16 protein-coding genes are annotated in these 20,193 nt (G+C 44.1%); 9 read left to right on the forward strand and 7 right to left on the reverse strand.

The window, feature by feature from the left end; translation table 11 throughout:
- Positions 1-148: 148 nt before the first annotated feature.
- Positions 149-1,348: a tyrosine--tRNA ligase gene (gene tyrS / locus CWC03_RS17990; RefSeq protein WP_017216498.1), complete on the forward strand. Its 1,200-nt coding sequence runs from the start codon at positions 149-151 to the stop codon at positions 1,346-1,348.
- Between the two features lie 307 nt (positions 1,349-1,655).
- Positions 1,656-1,904 carry a DUF1289 domain-containing protein gene (locus CWC03_RS17995; protein ID WP_138583055.1) on the forward strand — a complete coding sequence of 83 codons (249 nt, stop codon included), beginning with the start codon at positions 1,656-1,658 and terminating at the stop codon, positions 1,902-1,904.
- Here the strand turns inward: CWC03_RS17995 and CWC03_RS18000 are convergent.
- The gene (locus tag CWC03_RS18000) at positions 1,888-2,577 is read right to left on the reverse strand and encodes a transporter substrate-binding domain-containing protein (RefSeq protein ID WP_249314070.1); all 690 of its coding nucleotides are present in this window, start codon (positions 2,575-2,577) and stop codon (positions 1,888-1,890) included. The two genes, CWC03_RS17995 and CWC03_RS18000, sit on opposite strands and share 17 nt — an antisense overlap.
- Positions 2,578-2,747: 170 nt before the next feature.
- Here CWC03_RS18000 and CWC03_RS18005 point away from each other — a divergent pair, with 170 nt between their 5' ends.
- Genes CWC03_RS18005 through CWC03_RS18015 form a run of 3 tightly spaced genes read left to right on the forward strand, consistent with a single transcriptional unit; the run spans position 2,748 to position 7,862 of the window.
- Positions 2,748-2,951: a DUF3283 family protein gene (locus CWC03_RS18005; RefSeq protein WP_010374667.1), complete on the forward strand. Its 204-nt coding sequence runs from the start codon at positions 2,748-2,750 to the stop codon at positions 2,949-2,951.
- Entirely contained in the window at positions 2,951-3,376 is a 426-nt protein-coding gene (locus tag CWC03_RS18010) for a GNAT family N-acetyltransferase (protein WP_138583056.1), read from the forward strand. The genes CWC03_RS18005 and CWC03_RS18010 overlap by 1 nt, the downstream gene beginning before the upstream one ends.
- 19 nt (positions 3,377-3,395) lie before the next feature.
- Complete coding sequence (locus tag CWC03_RS18015) at positions 3,396-7,862, forward strand: EAL domain-containing protein (protein ID WP_502705374.1); 4,467 nt, start codon at positions 3,396-3,398, stop codon at positions 7,860-7,862.
- Between the two features lie 9 nt (positions 7,863-7,871).
- Here CWC03_RS18015 and CWC03_RS18020 read toward each other — a convergent pair whose 3' ends face one another.
- Together CWC03_RS18020 and CWC03_RS18025 are read right to left on the reverse strand one after the other, a co-directional pair.
- On the reverse strand, positions 7,872-8,819 hold the full coding sequence (locus tag CWC03_RS18020; RefSeq protein WP_138583057.1) for an ion transporter: 948 nt from the start codon (positions 8,817-8,819) through the stop codon (positions 7,872-7,874).
- A gap of 33 nt (positions 8,820-8,852) precedes the next feature.
- The gene (locus CWC03_RS18025; RefSeq protein ID WP_138583058.1) at positions 8,853-11,522 is read right to left on the reverse strand and encodes a bifunctional acetate--CoA ligase family protein/GNAT family N-acetyltransferase; all 2,670 of its coding nucleotides are present in this window, start codon (positions 11,520-11,522) and stop codon (positions 8,853-8,855) included.
- Between the two features lie 144 nt (positions 11,523-11,666).
- Between CWC03_RS18025 and CWC03_RS18030 the strand changes: the two genes are divergently transcribed.
- Positions 11,667-12,377, forward strand: a complete 711-nt coding sequence (locus CWC03_RS18030; RefSeq protein ID WP_138583059.1) for an SIMPL domain-containing protein — start codon at positions 11,667-11,669, stop codon at positions 12,375-12,377.
- Between the two features lie 86 nt (positions 12,378-12,463).
- Here CWC03_RS18030 and CWC03_RS18035 read toward each other — a convergent pair whose 3' ends face one another.
- From CWC03_RS18035 to CWC03_RS18050, 4 genes are all read right to left on the reverse strand, one after another.
- Positions 12,464-12,946 carry a LabA-like NYN domain-containing protein gene (locus CWC03_RS18035; RefSeq protein WP_128726705.1) on the reverse strand — a complete coding sequence of 161 codons (483 nt, stop codon included), beginning with the start codon at positions 12,944-12,946 and terminating at the stop codon, positions 12,464-12,466.
- 40 nt (positions 12,947-12,986) lie between these two features.
- The gene (locus tag CWC03_RS18040; RefSeq protein WP_138583060.1) at positions 12,987-13,676 is read right to left on the reverse strand and encodes a hypothetical protein; all 690 of its coding nucleotides are present in this window, start codon (positions 13,674-13,676) and stop codon (positions 12,987-12,989) included.
- A gap of 73 nt (positions 13,677-13,749) precedes the next feature.
- Positions 13,750-14,262: an NUDIX hydrolase gene (locus CWC03_RS18045; protein WP_138583061.1), complete on the reverse strand. Its 513-nt coding sequence runs from the start codon at positions 14,260-14,262 to the stop codon at positions 13,750-13,752.
- A gap of 85 nt (positions 14,263-14,347) precedes the next feature.
- A complete protein-coding gene (locus tag CWC03_RS18050) occupies positions 14,348-15,400 on the reverse strand; it encodes an aldo/keto reductase (RefSeq protein ID WP_138583062.1) in 1,053 nt (350 codons plus the stop codon).
- Positions 15,401-15,623: 223 nt separating this feature from the next.
- On the opposite strand from CWC03_RS18050, the gene dinB reads away from it, so the two are divergent.
- The 3 genes from dinB to CWC03_RS18065 all read left to right on the forward strand — a co-directional run bounded on the left by dinB (position 15,624) and on the right by CWC03_RS18065 (position 20,092).
- Entirely contained in the window at positions 15,624-16,679 is a 1,056-nt protein-coding gene (gene dinB / locus CWC03_RS18055; protein WP_138583063.1) for a DNA polymerase IV, read from the forward strand.
- A gap of 125 nt (positions 16,680-16,804) precedes the next feature.
- Positions 16,805-18,490, forward strand: a complete 1,686-nt coding sequence (locus CWC03_RS18060) for a carbon starvation CstA family protein (RefSeq protein WP_128726701.1) — start codon at positions 16,805-16,807, stop codon at positions 18,488-18,490.
- Between the two features lie 69 nt (positions 18,491-18,559).
- Positions 18,560-20,092: a M17 family metallopeptidase gene (locus CWC03_RS18065; RefSeq protein WP_138583064.1), complete on the forward strand. Its 1,533-nt coding sequence runs from the start codon at positions 18,560-18,562 to the stop codon at positions 20,090-20,092.
- Positions 20,093-20,193 lie beyond the last annotated feature (101 nt).

Raw genomic sequence — 20,193 nt, forward strand, 5'->3', positions numbered from 1 at the left:
GCGCCTTTTCTGCTGTCAAGAATTATTGTAGATAATATTGCAGGATATACGTAATAAACCCGTAATACCAGCGTTTTGTGCATTTAAACTCGGATAAATATAGGCTAGAATCGAGCGATTACAAGTTATAGCTGTTGGAGTGAGAATTGTGGATTTAGAAACTGCATTTGCAGAGATTAGCCGTGGTGCAGAAGAAATTCTGTTGCAGGATGAATTAAAAGAAAAGCTGAAGTCAGGTAAAAAACTACGTATTAAAGCGGGTTTCGATCCAACAGCGCCTGATTTGCATTTAGGACACACGGTGCTAATCAATAAAATGAAAACCTTTCAAGACTTAGGTCATGAGGTGATTTTCTTGATTGGTGATTTCACCGGTATGATTGGCGACCCAACGGGCAAAAATGTAACTCGTAAGCCACTCACTCGTGAAGATGTACTGGCAAATGCAGAAACATACAAAGAACAGGTTTTCAAAATCCTTGATCCTGCCAAAACCACAGTTGCATTCAACTCAGAGTGGATGGAAAAGCTAGGCACAGCCGGTATGATCAAGCTTGCTGCACGTCAAACTGTGGCACGTATGCTTGAGCGCGACGACTTTAAAAAGCGTTATGCAAATGGCCAAGCAATCGCAATCCACGAGTTCTTATACCCACTGGTTCAAGGTTGGGACTCGGTTGCATTAGAGGCGGATGTTGAGCTCGGTGGTACCGATCAGCGCTTTAACCTATTAATGGGTCGTGAGCTACAAAAAGACGAAGGGCAAAAGCCGCAAACAGTACTGATGATGCCACTACTTGAAGGCACCGACGGCGTACAGAAAATGTCTAAGTCATTAGGTAACTACATCGGTATTACTGACGCGCCAAACGACATGTTTGGTAAAGTGATGTCGATTTCTGATGATTTAATGTGGCGTTACTACGAATTACTAAGTGCGAAAACACTGGATGATATCGCCGCACTTAAAGAAGAAGTGGCGGGCGGCCGTAATCCTCGTGACATTAAGATTGAATTTGCAAAAGAAATGATTGCTCGATTCCATAGCGAAGCAGACGCTGAAGCGGCACATCAAGACTTTATCAAGCGTTTCCAAAAAAATGCTTTACCTGATGAGATCCCTGAAGTCACTGTAACTATTGAGGGTGAAAGCACGTTTATCACTAATTTGCTCAAAGAAGCTGGCTTAGTGGCAAGTACTTCAGAGGCGATGCGCATGATCAAACAAGGCGCAGTAAAACTTAACGGCGAAGACAAAGTAACGGATACCAAATTAGAAGTTACTAAAGGTTCTTGCGAAATCTACCAAGTAGGTAAGCGTAAGTTTGCGAAAGTAACAGTAAACTAAATTAGTTTACCTACATTTCATCTTAAAAAGGCTAGGCTAGCGAGTGACTAGCCTTTTTAATTTGAGATATAAAAAGAGCGGTTATCGCTCTTTGTCAAGACAAGTCAATTCCCTCTTCAATTTCGCCTATTCCCACGCAAACTTTATTCTTATTTAAGCTGCAAAAACCGCCTTCAAGCGTTGATTGATTTTGATTATGAACGCTATTTGATTGTTTTTGAATGCAAACAAGCTAATCAGAATTACACCTTGGCAGAGTTTACCCTAGCCAGTATGCTTAGGTTAGGGTTAATGGTGTAGCGTATACATGGAACAAATTGAGATATTTGAGATCCCAAGTCCGTGTAAGGGGATCTGTCAGGTCAATAATCGTGGTTATTGTAAAGGTTGCTATCGCAGTCGCGAGGAGCGCTTTGAGTGGAATAATTTGAATAACGAGCAAAAGCGTAAAGTTATCTCGTTGTGCCAGCAACGTTATAAACGATACCTGCAACGAAAGTCAAAGTCAGAGCATATGGATGATCAAAGAGGGGAAAACTTTAAATTTGATATTTAGCTTTGAGCATTTTTATTATTCCTTGTTCCTCAAACTCCTCTAACTTTGCTTTGATAAGTGGGACTAGTTGTTCGTTACGCTTGTGTACAAAGTGGAAGCTTTTAACGACAGCCAAATTTTTTATTTGCAGTGTTTCTTCATTTATATTTTTTAGATGTGGCTTTAAGTGAAAGTCGAGTATCAATGCGCCTTCAACCTGTTTCTGCATGACTAAGTTAAGCTGTGCCACCGCGCTTTTAACGCCAATAACATAGGCTGTGGTATGGTGTTCAGCCAAATAAGTAGTTGCGACGGGGTAGCCGCTGCGGATCGTCAAGGATTGGATTTCGTTAAGCTCACAGTGACCACATAGGGTGAATAACTGTAAGTTAAATTGAAATAAGGGATAGTCAATACGGCGCAGGTTTGGATATTCATTCTCCACACTGGCAACCCGAGCTAGCTGCCCGTCTAGGTTTCCTGCGTTAGCTGCAATTAAAGAGCCTTTATGGTTAAACTCCTCAAGGCGTAACTCTATTCCGAGAGATTGATAAACCATTTCCATCAGCTCTATCACATAGAGTGCTTGCGGAGTTTGCGGTGGTTTATTGAAGCGCATAACTTTTGGCAGTTCATTAGCAGCGTGTGCAACAGTTGAAATAATCATTAGTAAACACAGTAATATGGCTTTCAATCCAACTCCTTCGGTGGGTCACTCAGCGACTTTCATGCATTTAAGTATACATAATTTTTACAATAAAGGGCACGCTATCGCGCTTTAATCAAAACTAGATTTTTCTCCAATAGACAGATTGCCTTGTGGTACACTTGGGCTTTCCTTTGCTTAAAATTGAATGATTCGTAATGAGCTATAACCTGTGTTTGCTACCTAGACAAGAAAAATACCAAATTCAGCTTGAGTATGAAGCGTCGTTTTGGGCTTACCAAATCAAACGAGGCAAAAAAAGTAGAGAAGCGATTTATGACACCATCAATCAAAGGCCGTTGTCTGAACAGGATACTTTAAAACAAAAGTTTGAGTATTACCTGAGTCTAATGCTTGCTTGATGCTAACAATTGAATTGCTCCCAGCCGTAATGACGCCGCTTGTCAATAAGTTTTATACTACACACAAGGCGCGGGGGCGAGCCGCAAAACATGACAAAGTGTGGGTTGCAAAAAATGGTAGTGAAATTATCGCGGCTTGTCGTTTGCAGCCTGTAGACGGATATTGGTTGTTGGTGGGGGTTTATGTTGCATCACAACATAGAAAACAAGGCATTGCGAAGAAATTAATTGAAACTGTGACTGCACAATTTGGTAGTCAGCAGCCACAGCAGGTAATTTATACTTTTGCTTACTGCCATCTCCATGATTTTTACAGCGCTCTTGGGTTTCGAAGTAGTTCACGAGAGCTACCACCCGAACTTGCTTCTCGCTTATCTAGTTATCTTGGACAAAATCGTCAACTCGTGGCAATGTATTACGTCTAGTTAACAACTTCGGCTTTTTATGTTTCGCCTGTGTTTTATATTTTGCATTTGCCTATTTACTGCATTGGTTAATGCTGCACAAATTTCTCGACTTTCACCAGCGGAAGGATTATCACAAAGTTATGTAAATACGTTGCTCATAGATGAGCAGGGCTATTTATGGCTTTCTACCGAAGGTGGACTTAATCGTTACGACGGTTATCAAGTGCTGGACGTGAATGGACCAGATGGCGTGCTTGATAAAGTGCAAGTAAATTATATTTATCAGGATAACCTTGGGGGAATTTGGATCACCACAGGGATTGCAGGACTATTGCGATACGACCCCGTGAAAGACGAGTATCGAAAGTACATAGAGCCCCCCTCCACAGAGGACGAGTTTTATTCCAATTTGGTTAATATCATCTTGACCAAAGATGATGACCACATGTGGGTTGTACGTACCAGTGATGTTGCTATCCTCAATATTCATACAGGCAAACTTGAGAGTGAAGTAACTTTACCGCTAAATGAAGAAAGCGGTTTTATACGCGCAGTTTATCAACATCAAAACATCTTGTTTATCGCCACTTCAGAGCGCTTGTTTGCATATCATTTAACAACGAAAAAACTAAGACCCCTTGAACACCTAGCTCCGATTGAGCATCCCTATCAAACAAATACTAAATCACTATTTATTTTAGACCAAGATACCTTGCTCGTGGGGGCGGTTCAGGGGATGTACGAGCTAGATATTTCTCAATTACTAAAAGATTTTGACGCAGAGGTACCGTTTAAAACGCTGCTTCCTGAGCTAAATATATGGAAAATGCTTAGGCACGATGAACACACCTTGCTGCTTGGTACCGATAAAGGCCTTGTTTATTACACGATTGAAGATGGTAATGCGGTTCGTGATAAACGCTTGTCTACAAGCGTATTTTTGCCATCAAATACCAGTGTTATTGATATTGTCAAAGACAACTATGGCGGATTTTGGGTTGCGACCAAAGAAGATGGTGCATTTTACTTACCAGACAGCACGCTGGCGTTTGATAATGTTAGCGATCTTACCGTTGAAGGTGAGGGGTTTTCTCACAGTAATGTCTGGGCAATGCATGAATCTAATCAGTTCTTGTGGCTGGCAACAAATGACGGCCTAACGCGATACAATCTAAAAACCAGAGAGACCAAACAGTTTCTAAAGGGTTATCTGGGCGACGAAATTCTCTCAGAGTTCATTATCTGGAAGATTGCGGAATATAACAATAAGCTTTGGCTCACGACTGTAAAAGGGTTGTTTGTCTTTGATCCTATTACTCATGAAGTGACAAGACCCAAGGCTAATAATCCAGAAGATAAAGAGATACTAACATCCTTTGTGAAAGGAGGGGAGTTGTTAGCTGATGGTAAGTTTTATTTCGTCAATAGTGACGTTGGAATGTTCGTTTATGATATTAATACAGCAGAGCTGACACACCTGACGAAGTCATTTGAAAACGTCGATCCGTTTCTTACTTATGGCTTCTACCCACCACTTCCAAACGAACCGCTTAAACCCCTTTACTACTATGCTGGCGTATTGCTGCAATATGATCCGCAATCAGAAACGCTAACTGAGATCTATAAAGCACCAAAAGCAAATAAGCATTTAGCGGTCGATATCACGACCTATACCATAGATAAAAATAATATCTTGTGGTTGTCGTTATCATCGTTTGGTTTGATTGGTCTGACGTTAGATGGTTATGAGCCAATTTATAACATTGATCTAAAAGCCCATAAAATAGATACCTTAATGTACGAAATGCGCCAAGACAAAGAAGGAATGATTTGGATGTCATCTCACAAGGGCATTTGGCGTCTAGATCCGGATAATTTGCACTTACAACAATTCACCACCGAGGATGGCATACTTTCTAATGAATTTAACGGTGGTGCTTCGGTGATGTTGGAAGACGGCCGCATTGCGTATGGTATGTTAAAAGGATTTGTGGTGTTTTCTCCCGATGACAATCGGCCTAAAAAACCTTTACTTGATCATGTTAACATCACCAGCGTGGATTTAATTTCTCGGCCAAATCAAAAAGCCGGATTAAAGCAATTTGATCATATCGAACTTGAACATGACGATATAGGACTCGAAGTGTCATTCTCTGCAATGGCATTTAGCTATCAGGATCGGATCATTTATGAGTATCAAATATCCGGTGGTCAGAAGATTTTGAGCCGCAATCAAAATCGTGTGGTATTTCCTAAACTTAATCCTGGTGAATATGCGTTAAAAGTGTGGGCCAAAGACCCATTAACGGGAGATTATACACCGCCTGCAAAATTAACCATTAATGTAAACTATCCCGCATGGCGCTCACCTATTGCGATTGCTGGCTATGTGTTTCTTACGCTCTTACTACTGTCTCTTTGGAGCTATCGAAAGTATCGTGTTGAGCAACTTATTCTTGCCGCTCATAAGGAAACACAAGACCGAGAAGCTAGGTTGAAAATGGCGCTAGAGGGAAGTAACTCCGGCGTATGGGAGTGGCATGCGGGTAGTACCTTAATCTATCAGCCGCGATTAGTTACGGAGCTCGATTACGAGCTCGAGAGCGTTGGCTTGGACGATTACCTGCAAAAGATACATCCCTCGGATAGAGGCATGTTCCGCTTGCAGTGGCTTGAGTTCGTCACAACGAATAAAGGCTTTATCGACTGTACTTATCGATTAAAAGACAGCAAAGGTCAGTGGCGTTGGTATAAGGATTTTGGCAAGGTACTTGAGTGGGATGAAGGTAATCCAATACAAGTAGCAGGCACCTATACCAACTTAACGCGTGAGCGTTTATTTGAAGAGCGAGCCGCATTATTTGGGGCAGCGTTTGAGCAGACCCGTGACTGGGTAATGATCTTAGACAAAAGACTACGGATTCAGGCTTGTAATCGAGCGATGCAAAATGCCTTTAATCTTGAGTCTATACCGTCATCAAGCACTGCGGTGAAACTTGGGATGTCGAGACAAAAGCGGATGATGTATTTACGTCAAACATTGGCGTTGGCAGTACATCAGCACTTGAGTTCTGAGGAAGTCGTTAGTCTGCCTAATGGTGACGAAAGAGACGTATTGATTAAGATTAGTGCAGTGGCAAACGGTGATGGTGAACTATACAGTTATGTCGTGGTGCTAACCGATATTAGCCAGCAAAAGCGTACTGAGAAAGAGCTATATCAGCTGGCTAACTACGATTTACAGACGAAGTTGCCGAATAAAGCGTTATTGATGGATAGAGTGCAGCATGCTATCAAGCAGTCGCAGGCTCAAGAGTCACATTTTGCGCTGTTGGTGATCAAGTTCAATCGCCTACAGAATTTATACGATATTTATGGTGCAGACTTTGTGGCCGAGCTGCTTCCACTGCTTGCAACAAAGTTACGCTGTTGTTTTCGTGAACTCGATAGTTTAGCTACGGGGCATGATAAGTCGTTTTATGTGTTGATGGAGCATCTCGACAACCCTGAAAAGGTGCATCAATATGTAGAGTGTTTAATTCACTCATTTAGCACTCCTTTGGAGGCTGCTGGACATACTGTACTGATGCAACCGGCGATAGGAATTGCAATGTACCCCGATGATGCGTCCGACGCTTTTGAGCTTAATCAAGCGGCAAAGGCGGCACTTGAGCATGTCAATGTGCAACAAATTTCTAGTTATCAGTTTTTCCGCGAAGAGATGAATGGCAAGGTCAGGCGTTCGCGAGAAGTCGAACAAGCACTTATGCGAGCGCTAAAAAATGGTGAATTTAGTAATCACTATCAGCCTATTGTCGATGTACAAAGCGATACCTTGCTTGGCTTTGAAGCGTTATTACGGTGGCCTGAAAATAGTGAGTTTTGCGCTCAGGAGTATGCGCTCGCAGCTGAACATGCTGGTGTAGTGACCGAGCTTACCTTACAAACCCTTTCTCGGGCATTAGTTGAATTGAGACACTGGCAAACCATTGAGCGCGATTTATATATATCTATTAATCTGTCAGCCATTGATTTTGAATCTACAAGCTTAGTCGATAATATTCGGCAAGCTCTGAGTCGCAGTAAAGTGTCAGGTCATTCAGTGGCTTTTGAGATAACGGAAACCGCTTTGCTATCTAACGTTGATAGCGCGGTGAAAGTGATGCAAGAAATTAAAGCTCTGGGCTGTCGTATCTATATGGATGACTTTGGGACGGGGTACGCCTCTTTGACTTATCTGCAACAATTGCCTATTGATGTCATCAAGATAGATAAAAGCTTTGTGCAACAAATTGCAGAAGATCCAGAAAGCTATTTAATTATCCGCTCATGCGTGAATTTAGCCCATGGATTAGGACTAAAATGTGTTGCAGAAGGAGTGGAAAACGACCTCCAGTATCAACGTATCAAAGCCGAGCAAGTTGATTATTATCAAGGTTACCGTTTCAGCTCGGCGATTAGTGGCGAACAAGTAGCGCAATTACTCACTGAAAAATCGCTGTAGCCTCTTTGGTTACAGCTTTTTGCCACAGTGACGACAGTACATATGATGGACACGTTGACTACTCATTAGTTTAATCGCTTGGTTTGCTTCCAATTGACTTAAACCAAGTTCAATTCGTAGCGCTTCTAGATGGGCTCTTTCGCTTTTATCGACATCGCCATCGACTAATGCATGCAGCACAGCCTCGTTGAATGCATCTCGACGTTTGCGCATTTGGTCGGCAAAGCTTGAGGCCAAAAGACCTGTAGGGATTGCGACCATGCCCATACTGAGTAAAGTGATAAGACCACCAAAGAATTGCCCGAGTGGGGTGATTGGCACTACATCGCCGTAACCCACGGTAGTTAGAGTGGCCATCGCCCACCACATAGCTTTAGGAATAGAACCAAATTTATCCGGTTGTACATCGTGTTCAATAAGATAAATCCCGCAAGAGGCCATGATTAGCACCACACTCATAATAAAAAAGGCGGCAAGCAGTGAGCTCGACTCTTCTTTAAATGCTGCGAGCAGCAATTGCATGGCCCGAGAGTAGCGTGTTAGCTTAAAGATCCTAAGTAATCGGATAACACGCAAAAAGCGCAGATCAAAAGTGATAAAGGCCATCAATATGGTAGGCAAAATAGCAATGAGATCAATGATTGCCAGCGGCGATATCAGATACTTTAGGCGTTTTTTCCAATTGGGTATATCCAAGTGACGATAATCAAGCTTATCGACACAGCACCAAAATCTCAGTAAGTATTCGACGGCAAAGATAGCTACACTGACTAGCTCCAGGGTGAGAAAGTAATGATGGTATACCTTTGCTAAATCGCGCTCAGATTCCAACACGATAGCAACGACATTGGTTAAAATCAGGGTAATAAGGAAGATGTCGACTGCGCGACCAAGCTTACGATATTTTCCTGTGGCCTCAAGTACCGCAGCCGTTTTTTCTCTGATGTGAAGTTGCATCAAGTTGCCAACATCCCTTATCTTTTTTTGTATTTAGTTTAAGTTTAACACCATCTGAATGGTGCCTTCCTCAAAATCTCGAGATACGGTAAACCCAAGCTTTTTGGCAAGTCCTATCATACCGCTGTTTTCTGGGAGGGTGATCCCTTCTATACTTTGCACGCCTTGTTTACGACAGTGTTTTATAGCAGCTTCCATGAGTATGCGTCCAAGCCCAAGTCCTTGGCAATCTGAGCGCACCACTACGGCAAATTCAGCCACTTGGTTATCGGGATCCATCAGTACGCGTGATACTCCAAGCGTTTGATAGCTGGACTTGTTAGGGACCGTGACAATAAACGCCATTTCTCTGTCGTAATCAATTTGCGTCATTTTTGCGAGCTGTTCATGATTAAATTGTGGCAGCTCACCAAAAAAACGGCGGTATCTATCTTCTTTACTTAAAGACTGGTCAAACTCTTGGTGTGCTCTTTCATCCTCAGGACGAATAGGTCTTAAGGTTGCAGGGCGACCATCCTTTAATGTCACGGATTTTACCAACTCTCGAGGGTAAGGTCGGATGGCTAAGCGTTTACGTCCAGATACCGGCTCGTATCGCCTTAGCGTAATACTGGCGTCGAGCACTTGGAACTGACCTGAGCAGGCCAAAATAGGATTGAGCTCCATATCAATGATATCGGGTTGGTCGACTACCATTTGAGAGACACGAGTGAGTAGGGCGCACAGGCGGTATTTATCGACCTTTTCAGGTAGTGCTCGCTCTTTGATAAAGCCTTTATCATGGGCGGCTGCAATCAGGTATTTTGCAAGGTTCATATTCAGTGGTGGCAATGCTACCGCAGCTTGCGAGAAATTAAGTCCGGTGCCCGCTTCACCCAGTAAAATAACAGGGCCAACACCAGGTTCGGTTTTTACCGCGATCCGTAATTCTTGTCCTCCTGCGCGTTTTGCCATACGTTGTAAAGAGAAGCCTTCTATTTCAGCTTCAGGGGCCGCCTCACGGATCCGTAGTAACATCGAAAATGCAGTTTGTTCTACCTCTTCGGCATCGTTGAGGTTGAGTACAACCCCACCCACTTCCGATTTAGAAGGAATGTCATGACTTATCAGTTTGAGTGCAATGGGAAAACCAAGCTGCTGAGCTTGTTCTTTTGCTTCTGAGGGGGTGAGTGCGATTTGCGTCTCTATACATTCTATATCGTAATTAGCCAGCACCTGAGATGCTAAATGGGTCGCGAGTTTATTGGCACCAGAGTTTAAAAAGTCATTAATTAAGCGTTTGCTTTGCACGTGTTGCAGCTGGCCTTCGTCACTGTAGGACTCTGGTGTTTGCGTAAGGTGCTTCTGGTTTCGACGGTAGCTCACCAAGTGCATAAACGCGCCAACGGCACCTTCTGGGGTGCGATAAGTTGGGATCTTAGCGTTTGCGCATACGAGCCTTGCGGCGTATGCTGCTTTTTCGCCCATAAAGTTTGTCATCACATAAGGGCGTGCCATTTTTGGAATTTTGGCTAGGGTCTGTGCAATGATCTCAGCATAAGCGGTACTTGGCGCAAGTGCTGAAGGAGTATGAATTATCAATAAGTTTTTGACTTCGTCAGCTTTTAATAAAATCTCTAGTGCTTGTTGGTAACGTTTCGGTGAGGAATCACCATAAATATCTATTGGATTACAAGCATGATCCGTTTGTGGGATCAAGGCGCTGAGCGCTTGTTTGGTTTGCTCGCTTAGTACTGCCAGTTTGCCTGAGTTCTGTAGTAAGGTATCCACTGCCATGATCCCAGGGCCTCCGCCATTGGTTAAAATGGTCAGCTGTTCTACTTGCAGCAGTTTGGGATGTAAAGCAAGGGTTTGAGTGGCAGCAAAGAGCTCCCTAAGATCGCTTACTCTCAGCATGCCAGCTCGCTGGAACATGGCATCATAAACTGCGTCATCGGAGGTATTACCGCCAGTGTGATTCAGCGCAGCGATTGCACCTGCCTTGGTTTTTCCTGTTTTTATGGCGATGACAGGTTTGCTAAAAGCAGCGGCCCGAGCTGCGGAGATAAAGCGCCTAACATCGTCGATATTATCAATGTAAAGCAAAATAGCTTGGGTTTTTGGATCCCGTCCAAGGAAATCAAGTAGTTCGTCGAAATCGATATCAAGGCAATCCCCAACAGAAACAAAGTAAGAGAAGCCGATTTTTTTATGTTGTGCCCAGTCCAGTATGGTTGAACATACCGCCGCCGATTGTGAAATAAATGCAAGCTTACCGGGGGCGGCAACTGTATGAGAAAAACTGGCATTAATACCCAAGTGAGGAATAAGTAAACCGAGGCAATTAGGACCAAGTAAAGTGACCTTAGCTATTTTGGCAGCTTCTTTTAATTGTTGTTTGTGCTGATTATCAAGACCTGCTGCGATGATGATTGCATGTTGACAGCCAATATCACCAAGCTCATTGATGATTTGCACTAAGGTTTGTTTATTGGTACAAATAACGGCGAGATCAGGGACTTTGGGTAACTGTTCGATGGCACTGTAGGCAAGCACCCCATGTACGGCGGTATGTTTTGGACTAACGGGCATAATGGGCCCTTTAAAGCCGCCTTGTAGCAAGTTGCGCATTACGATAAAGCCAGCGCGATCAGGATGATTAGAGGCACCAATCACCGCGATGGATTGGGGGTTAAAAAATTGGCTAATACGCTTTACGCTCATACTGTTTCCTAGTTCAGCCACAGCTCATACGAAACACTCTACCATTTTGCTCGCAGTTTTCGAGTGCAATTAAGGTAGACTTTGATCTATCCCCATTATAATTGTTTGGAAACCATGACTGAGGCGAAACGTTGAGGACAAGATATGTCTACTATGACTAAATATTTGGCTCCTGCGGCTTTGCTATCACTGGCGGTGATAGTAAGTGGCTGGATGGTAAAATCGACCATTCTAGAAGTGAAGGGAATGGAACGGACGGTAAGTGTAAAAGGGTTATCGGAAAAGGAAGTAACAGCAGACACGGTGATTTGGCCCGTATTTTACCGTGATGCAGATAACGATCTGGAAGCTTTGGTAGAGCGCACGGAAAAGAAAAATGCAGCTATACGTGCGTTTTTGACCTTGCAAGGCTTTGATGCATCAGAGCTGTCCATATCAGCGCCTTCTATTACAGATAAGTACGCCCAAGAGTACGGTCAAAACAATCAAGGGTTTCGCTACGTAGCGAAAGCCGGTGTGACTGTGTACTCCAATAATCCAGATAAAGTATCGCAAGCACTTGGGCAGTTAAGTGAACTGGCCAAACAAGGTATTGCGATCACCAAAGACGACTACCAAAATCGGGTTGAATATTTGTTTACTGGTCTTAATGATATTAAGCCTGAAATGGTGCAAGAAGCCACACAAAAAGCACGAGAAGTGGCGGTAAAATTTGCTAAAGATTCTGACTCTGTGCTTGGCAAAATAAAATCGGCAAGGCAAGGACAATTTAGTATTCGCGACAGAGACAGTAATACGCCACAGATAAAAATTGTGCGTGTCGTGACGAGCGTGGAATATTACTTATCGGATTAAAACGCGTTTATTGCGCGGCTAAGCTAGCAAAAATGACAAATTCGTCAAACAAGCAAAGCTCCTTCTATCAAAGGGGCTTTGCTTGTTTATTTCTTGCCAATTAATAACTCGTTTTCGATTGGTATAAACTCACTGGCAGCACGGATCAAAGAAGCAGCGGTAAGCTGCGGCACGCCGTAAACTTCAACTCGGGTATGGTATTTATCTCTGAGTTTACTTGCGAGTAAATCAAAATCACCATCGCCAGTTACTAGAATAATTACATCGGATCCAGACGCACACTCCATGGCATCAATGGTAATGCCAACATCCCAATCACATTTCGCCGAGCCATCGGCACGTTGAATATAAGGCTTTAACTTCACCTCAAAGCCAATTGCTCGCAGGATATTTTGAAACTGTCTTTGTTTATCGTCACCTCGTTCGCTGGAATAGGCAATGGCTTGATATACCTCGCGATTAGCCGTTGCTTTGCGCCAAAACGCATTGTAGTCAAAGCCTGTTTGGTAGGCTTGCTTGGTAGTGTAATAAACATTCTGGGCGTCGACTAAAATGGTGACTTTTTCCATAACGGACTCATAGCTATAAATTTGCTTTATGATAGCAAGATTAGCGTTTGTTTAGCCATTTACTCATCGCGGCATCATAGGCTTTTTTAATGGCACCGCCATCGCAAGGGCGAGGTGGAGTACGCCAGTTATTACTTAATCCTTCCGGTGTAGGAATGCTCGGATCGGGCCTAACTTCAGCGTAACACAGGCCATTTTCACGGTAGACTGTGTATTGAGGCGTAGACTCGAGTTGCTCCCTTTGCATGCTCGCAGCGGTGGTTTGATGCGTTTTAGGCACGGTGAGCCGCTGTGGCTTTTCTTGGTTTTGGCTGAGTACAGCGTCACTCGGAGTGCGTTCTAAAAGTTGCTGACGAAATTGAGAGATTGCTTTGCGATGATCTAGTTTTTTAGGTTGCGTGACGATCGCTGCTTTGGTTATGTGCTTTGTTGTACTTTCAACCGCAGGCTTTTTTGGTTCCGTTTGCGCAGTTTTTAGTACTTCAACCGTATCGTCCGGCAGCGTCGGTTTTAACTCCTCTACTGGCTTATCTTCAGTTATCGCTGGTGTCTCAATACGCTCAATCTTGGGCTTGGCAGGCTCAATAACCAAATAAGTTTTCATTGCCTTAATTTCTAAAGGCTTTGAGGGAATATAAATACTTTGCTGCAGATACCAACCGAGCAGTAGATGCAGCACAATAGAGGCGATAATGGTGAAACTAATCAGGTTGTGTTGGAGCCGCCGCATTATTCTTATTAAATCCTTGAGTCATGCGGAGTTAGAGCTTAATAAAGACTTAATTGTTCCCTCAATAGGCAAATTAATCTGTGACTAATTGCGCGGAAATATGTTTTAGCAAGGTGAGTTCACGTAAAACGGACATCCCTTGGTTACTTGCATCATTGAGTTTTGCTTTGTTATGCGCGATGGCTTGGTTTATGTTGATCCACACCGGCTTCATACCATTGGCGTGTTCATAATCCTCCATCGCTGGCGCATCAAATTCGCCACAGATCTCACAAACGTAGCAATAAGAAATAATATGCACATTGTCATGATCGGGTTTATACCAAGGGCGGTACTCTTCATAGCAGCCAAACGGCGTCAAACCTGTGATGGATACTGCACCCGTTTCTTCTTTTAGCTCGCGCTCCAATGCTGCTTCTAAGCTTTCACCCTCGTCGACGCCGCCACCTGGCAAGGTGTAATCATCATAACGTTTGGTGTAAAGCATAAGAATGTCGTTGCCTCTAAGAACAATAGCGCGAGTGGTTTTTCTGGTAAAGCAGCTGCCTTGAAGCGGAATGACTGGGGTGTTATTTAAGCTTTGCATGGGGGTTTTAACTTCAATTTAGGTGACAAGAATGGGTTTACATGCGATACACCAGCGTAAAAGCGGCGTATCGCGAATGAAGGTATTAAAACGGAGCTGGGTACGCTTTAAATACCGTATCAATCTCGGCTAAAGACTCTGCACATAGTGGCTGTTCAAACGCTTGGATATTTTCTTTAAGCTGCGCCATGGTTGTCGCGCCGATAATAGTTGAAGTCACGCCATCGACTTGATTGCACCAAGCTAGCGCCAGTTGCGCTGCAGTCATATTAAATTCTTTGGCGATTTCTAGATATTTTGCAACGGCTTCTTGTGCCAGTTGTGTGTCCCTAAATAGGCCCTGTCTTTGCACTAAGGTAAAGCGGCTGCCTTCAGGTCTTGCGCCCCCTAAATACTTACCGCTCAGCATTCCCCCAGCTAATGGCGACCAAGGTAAATAGGCAATATCTTCGTTTACACAAGTCTCAATCAAGTAAGGCCAATCTTTGGCATGTAGCAAGCTAAACTCATTTTGAATTGAAACCGGCTTAGGTAGGTTGTGCTGCATCGCCAAATTAAGGTAAGTGTGAATGCCCCAAGGTGTATCATCAGAAAGACCCCAATGGCGAATTTTACCTGCTTGAATACAGCTCGCTAAGCCTTCTAAAATATCTAGCATGCCAGCGCGCTCTTCGTCGCGGTCAAGTGCAGTCAGAGGAACCATGCCAGGCCATTGTTTACCAAAGTGCGGTGAAGTACGGTTTGGCCAATGTAGTTGGTAAAGGTCAATATAGTCGGTATTCAGGCGCGCTAACGAATCGTCCACCGCTTGGATCACTGATTGTCCCGTAATTGGGCCGCCTTCACGGATCCAAGGCAAACCGCTTCCCGCAATCTTTGTGGCAAGTACAAGTTTTTTGCGCTTTTCTTGGTGGCGCTTTAGCCAATTACCAATGATGGCTTCGGTTTTACCGTAGGTTTCAGGTGAGGGAGGGACCGCATACATTTCAGCGGTATCAATGAAGTTAATACCACGGCTTAGTGCATAATTGATTTGCTCGTCGGCATCATGCTGGTTGTTTTGTACGCCCCAAGTCATGCTTCCTAAACAAATGCGCGAAACTTCTAATGGGCTACTACCAAGTCGTGAGTACTTCATGCAGGCTCCTGATTGAAAACTAATGAATTTAGAGTAAAGCAAAGTAGTTAAGCACTTTGAATTACTTTGATATTTTGGTCATTATCTCTGTTTTGCAGCACAAGTTGCAACAGACATCCACACAAGTATAGCCTAGAACACTAAGGCCTATGTTCAAGATTGCAACAGTTGGAAAATTAGCACATAATAAACACTGTTTATTTAGACAGTGCTTTTTTTTAACGTGCGTAAATTTATTCATATTGATATGGACGCGTTCTATGCATCAGTAGAAATGCGCGACAACCCCGAGCTTGCAAAGGTGCCCATGGCGATTGGTGGTCGTAGCCATCGCGGGGTGCTATCCACGGCTAACTATATTGCTCGGCAATATGGCGTGCGCTCGGCCATGTCGAATTATCAAGCGAAAAAACTTTGCCCTCAGCTGGTGATTGTACCTGGGAGAATGGAGGTCTATAAGGCAATATCGCAACAAATTCGCGCTATTTTTGCCCGCTATACTGAGCTAATTGAGCCACTGTCTTTAGATGAAGCTTATCTAGATGTCACTGAGTGCCAGCAATGTAATGGCAGTGCAACGCTTATCGCCGAGCAGATCCGAGCGGATATATTTGCTGAAACGGGCCTTACGGCTTCAGCGGGAATTGCGCCAATCAAGTTTTTAGCCAAAATTGCCAGCGATGAAAACAAGCCTAATGGTCAGTGTGTTATTCCGCCTCACCAAGTGAGCGCTTTTATTGATGTGTTACCTCTTAAAAAAATTCCGGGCGTAGGTAAAGTGACTCAACAACGTTTGCTAGCCATGGGACTTGAGTATGGCCGAGATATTAAGGCACTGTCTGAAACTCAGTTACGCCAGTCATTTGGCAAGTTTGGCGCTGTATTATGGCGGCGTTGTCAAGGTATTGATGAGCGCCGAGTTGAGACCGACAGAGTGCGTAAATCGATAGGGGTTGAAACCACATTTGCAGAAGACACGCTCGACCTTAATACCTTAAAACAAGTCATAAAAGAAAAGTTATTACCTGAACTGACTCGCCGAGCACAGCCTTATTTACAGCGCGGCTTTAATAAGCTTGGTGTTAAAGTGAAGTTTTACGATTTCACCCAAACCACCAAAGAATGCCAATACCAGCATATTGACTTGCCCGTTTTCGAAGAGCTATTGATTGAAGCAATGTCACGGCAAAAGTTTAAACCCGTGCGTCTCGTGGGCTTGCACTTAGGGCTAAATGAAAAATCTAACACACAAGCTCAACTAGGGCTTTTTGATGGCTAATTCAGACCTACCTAGACTAAAAGATAACTGCAATTAGTTTAATTTGTGCTAGCTTCGAAGTTGTCGTGCAACAAACTAATCACGCCAACTGCGTGTAATTAAAACAACAACAAGAGGTAAGCATTATGCAATCCATAATGATCGTACTCTTCGGCATCATAGGGATGTTATTTGGATGGTTTGTCTATTCCAAATTTATTGCTGAAAAAATATTTAAAATGGATGACAACTTTGTCACGCCGGCTCATGAACTTGAGGATGGCGTAGATTATGTTCCCACTAACAAAGTGGTATTGTGGGGGCATCACTTTACTTCAGTCGCAGGTGCTGCGCCCATTGTGGGACCTGCTATCGCTGTTTATTGGGGCTGGGTGCCAGCAGTGCTTTGGGTTGTATTCGGTACCATATTTTTTGCGGGTGTCCATGATATGGGGGCGCTATGGGCAAGTGCTCGCCATAAAGGTAAGTCGATGGGCGCGTTGTCTGAAAGCGTAATTGGCAAGCGCACGCGTTCATTGTTTATGATTGTGGTCTTCCTTGTACTGCTCATGGTGAATGCAGTATTCGGCGTGGTGATCGCAAACTCCTTCGTGGGCAACCCAAATGCGGTATTCCCTGCTTGGTCTGCTATTGTCGTGGCACTTATCATCGGTCAATTGCTTAAACGAAAAGTGCCGCTAGTACCGCTCTGTATTATCGGGGTTATTGTGCTCTACGCGACCATTTATATGGGCAGTAGTATGCCGATTACCTTACCAACCGAAATGTTCGGCCTAAGTGACAAAGCTAATTGGATCATCATTTTGTTTATCTATGCTGCCGTGGCGTCATTGCTGCCAGTTTGGATGCTATTACAACCTCGTGATTTTATTAATGGTATGCAGTTACTGGTTGGTTTGGTTTTATTATACGGTGCGGTATTTGTAGTGATGCCAGATATCACCGCGCCTGCGTTTAATACCCAAACAGTGGAGAATACCCCAAGTATTATCCCGCTATTATTCGTAACGATTGCCTGTGGTGCGGTATCTGGTTTCCACGGTATTGTTTCGTCGGGAACGAGTTCTAAACAACTAGACAAAGAAAAAGACGGCCGTTTTGTCGGTTACTTAGGTGCAGTTGGTGAAGGCTCATTAGCACTTATTACGTTGGTCGCCGTGAGTGGTGTGATGCTCGCAGTATCGCCAGAAGAGTGGCACGAAATTTATAGTCATCTTGGTGCTGGCAGCGTATCAGCCTTTATTAACGGTGGCTCAAATCTTATCAGCACAGGTTGGGGACTACCAGTTGAAATCGCATCAACCTTACTTGCCGTTATGGTTGTACTTTTTGCAGGCACCACTATGGATTCTGGCGTTAGACTTCAGCGTTATATTATTCAAGAGTGGGGTGAAATTTATAATATCAAACTACTCAATAACGGTATTGTTGCAACTTTATTTGCTGTAGGGTGCTGCTTGTTACTTGCATTCGGTGCTGGTGGTGCTTCAGGTAGCGGTGGAATGGTGATCTGGCCCTTGTTTGGCTCTACCAACCAAATCTTGGCAAGCTTAACTTTGTTGGTTATCTCAGTATACCTTATCAAACTAGGTCGTCCTGCTAAGTACACCTTGATCCCTATGGTGTTTGTACTGGTAATGGCGTTTTTTGCTGGTGTGATCAAGCTAGGTGAATACTATCAAAAAGGCAATTGGTTGTTGGTTGTGCTTGACGTTATCGTGCTGGTGGTCAGTATTTTAGTCATGTTAGAAGCTTGGTCTGTGATCAGCAAAACCAAAGCGAAACCAGATGAAGCCCGTGATATGTCGTAGTTCCCTTGGAACTTGACCACAAATCACCTATAGTCGGCCCTAATTCTAATATAGAAAAGGGCCGTTTTTATGTCTTTTCCAATCGCATTACCTTGTAACACCCTATTTGAAAGCGATGCAGATGCTATCGTTGTTGTTACTCATGATATCCAAAACCTCGGCAGTGCACAGCTTGATGAAGTTGCTGCGCCATTTTTAGCTGTGGATGCGCGCATTGCGCAAAAGGCAAGCCTGCTTGTTTCAGACAAAGTACCTGGCAAGCGTTTGGTGATTGCGCCAACCGGACCACTCGATAGAGATTACGATGACGTTCGCCGTTACTTTGAAGCGGCAAAAGCTGGTATTTTAGAAGCGAAAGCGGCTGGTGCGGTAAAACCTGTGCTTGCTGTTGTAAATGTGCCTGCTGATGATCGTTACGAACATGCGCGTGCAGTCAGCTTTTTGGGTGCTTGCCAAGGCTTATGGCAGCCATTAGAAGCACGTGAGTACCGTGGCGAAGTGATTGAACCAATCGAAGCGATTTATGTTTTTGAAGCGTCATCACAATGCTGTGATCAACTAAGCGCAATCGCTGCAGGCCAATATGCTGCGCGTGATCTGTGTGGTACAGAACCAGAGCGCATGGCACCGCCTCGTTTTGCTGACTACTGTGTTGAGCTGTTCCAAGGTTCAGCGGTAAACGTTGAGGTTATCGCGGATCGTAAAATTATGGATGAGCAGTATCCACTTTTAAGCACGGTGGCGCGTGCTTCTTACGCCGTTGAACGCCATCACCCTCGTGTTGTAAAAATGGCATACGAGCCTGAAGGTGATGTTGAGCGTACTCTTATTTTTGTTGGTAAAGGTCTTGTTTACGATACCGGCGGTGCCGACCTTAAAGTGGGTGGTTTTATGGCGGGCATGAGCCGTGATAAAGGTGGTGCGGCTTCAGTGGTTGGGTTTATGGAAGCGGTTGCCAAGTATCAGCCAAAAGGCGTTAAGGTTATTGCTTACCTTGCCGTGGTTCGTAACTCGATTGGTTCTGACTGTTTCGTGCCGGATGAAATCATTGAGAGCAGGGAAGGGGTTCGCGTTCGTATTGGTAACACCGATGCGGAAGGTCGCTTGGCGATGGGGGATTTACTCAGCGAAGCGAAAGACTTAGCTCTGGGTGAGAAAAACCCTGAGATCTTTACGGTTGCAACACTGACAGGTCATGCGGCGCGCGCTATGGGTCCTTACAGTGCTTACGTTGAGAATGGTCCTGCACGAGCAGCGCAAGTATCTCGCAAGATTGCAGATATGGGCGAACTGTGGGCTGATTGCGCGGAAGTATCGCGTAGTCGACGCGAAGACTATGACTTTATAAAACCACGCACCCTTGCGGATGATGTGCTATCGAGCAACAACGCTCCATCGGCGGTTACCGCTCGTGGTCACCAATTCCCAATGGCATTTTTGGCAATTGTTGGTGGTTTAGACAAGCATGGTTGTAATGCAGAGTTGCCAATTCCGTATGTACATATGGATATTGCAGGTAGCGGTGTTGAAGGTGGAGATTGGCAACATGGCAAACCAACCGCTGCAACCGTCGCAAGTTTGTTTGCTCGGTATTGTATTTAATACCAATTGAATTAATTCTCTAATCAATTTGAAGGGTGAAATAGCATATTAGCTTCGTTAAAAATTTCTCATTTAGAACAACTAAATATCAAAATGTTTGC

Origin of the sequence: Pseudoalteromonas sp. S2755, from assembly GCF_005886535.1 — a bacterium.
Taxonomy (GTDB): Bacteria; Pseudomonadota; Gammaproteobacteria; order Enterobacterales; family Alteromonadaceae; genus Pseudoalteromonas.

Bases quoted from the DNA above. Each gene is read 5' to 3' on its own strand.
- CWC03_RS18005 (WP_010374667.1), top strand. From the start codon at position 2,748: ATGAGCTATAACCTGTGTTTGCTACCTAGACAAGAAAAATACCAAATT.
- CWC03_RS18045 (WP_138583061.1), bottom strand. From the start codon at position 14,262: ATGCAAAGCTTAAATAACACCCCAGTCATTCCGCTTCAAGGCAGCTGC.
- CWC03_RS18025 (WP_138583058.1), bottom strand. From the start codon at position 11,522: ATGAGCGTAAAGCGTATTAGCCAATTTTTTAACCCCCAATCCATCGCG.
- CWC03_RS18065 (WP_138583064.1), top strand. From the start codon at position 18,560: ATGTCTTTTCCAATCGCATTACCTTGTAACACCCTATTTGAAAGCGAT.
- CWC03_RS18050 (WP_138583062.1), bottom strand. From the start codon at position 15,400: ATGAAGTACTCACGACTTGGTAGTAGCCCATTAGAAGTTTCGCGCATT.
- CWC03_RS18010 (WP_138583056.1), top strand. From the start codon at position 2,951: ATGCTAACAATTGAATTGCTCCCAGCCGTAATGACGCCGCTTGTCAAT.
- CWC03_RS17995 (WP_138583055.1), top strand. From the start codon at position 1,656: ATGGAACAAATTGAGATATTTGAGATCCCAAGTCCGTGTAAGGGGATC.
- CWC03_RS18030 (WP_138583059.1), top strand. From the start codon at position 11,667: ATGTCTACTATGACTAAATATTTGGCTCCTGCGGCTTTGCTATCACTG.
- CWC03_RS18040 (WP_138583060.1), bottom strand. From the start codon at position 13,676: ATGCGGCGGCTCCAACACAACCTGATTAGTTTCACCATTATCGCCTCT.
- CWC03_RS18015 (WP_502705374.1), top strand. From the start codon at position 3,396: ATGTTTCGCCTGTGTTTTATATTTTGCATTTGCCTATTTACTGCATTG.
- CWC03_RS18020 (WP_138583057.1), bottom strand. From the start codon at position 8,819: ATGCAACTTCACATCAGAGAAAAAACGGCTGCGGTACTTGAGGCCACA.
- CWC03_RS18060 (WP_128726701.1), top strand. From the start codon at position 16,805: ATGCAATCCATAATGATCGTACTCTTCGGCATCATAGGGATGTTATTT.
- CWC03_RS18035 (WP_128726705.1), bottom strand. From the start codon at position 12,946: ATGGAAAAAGTCACCATTTTAGTCGACGCCCAGAATGTTTATTACACT.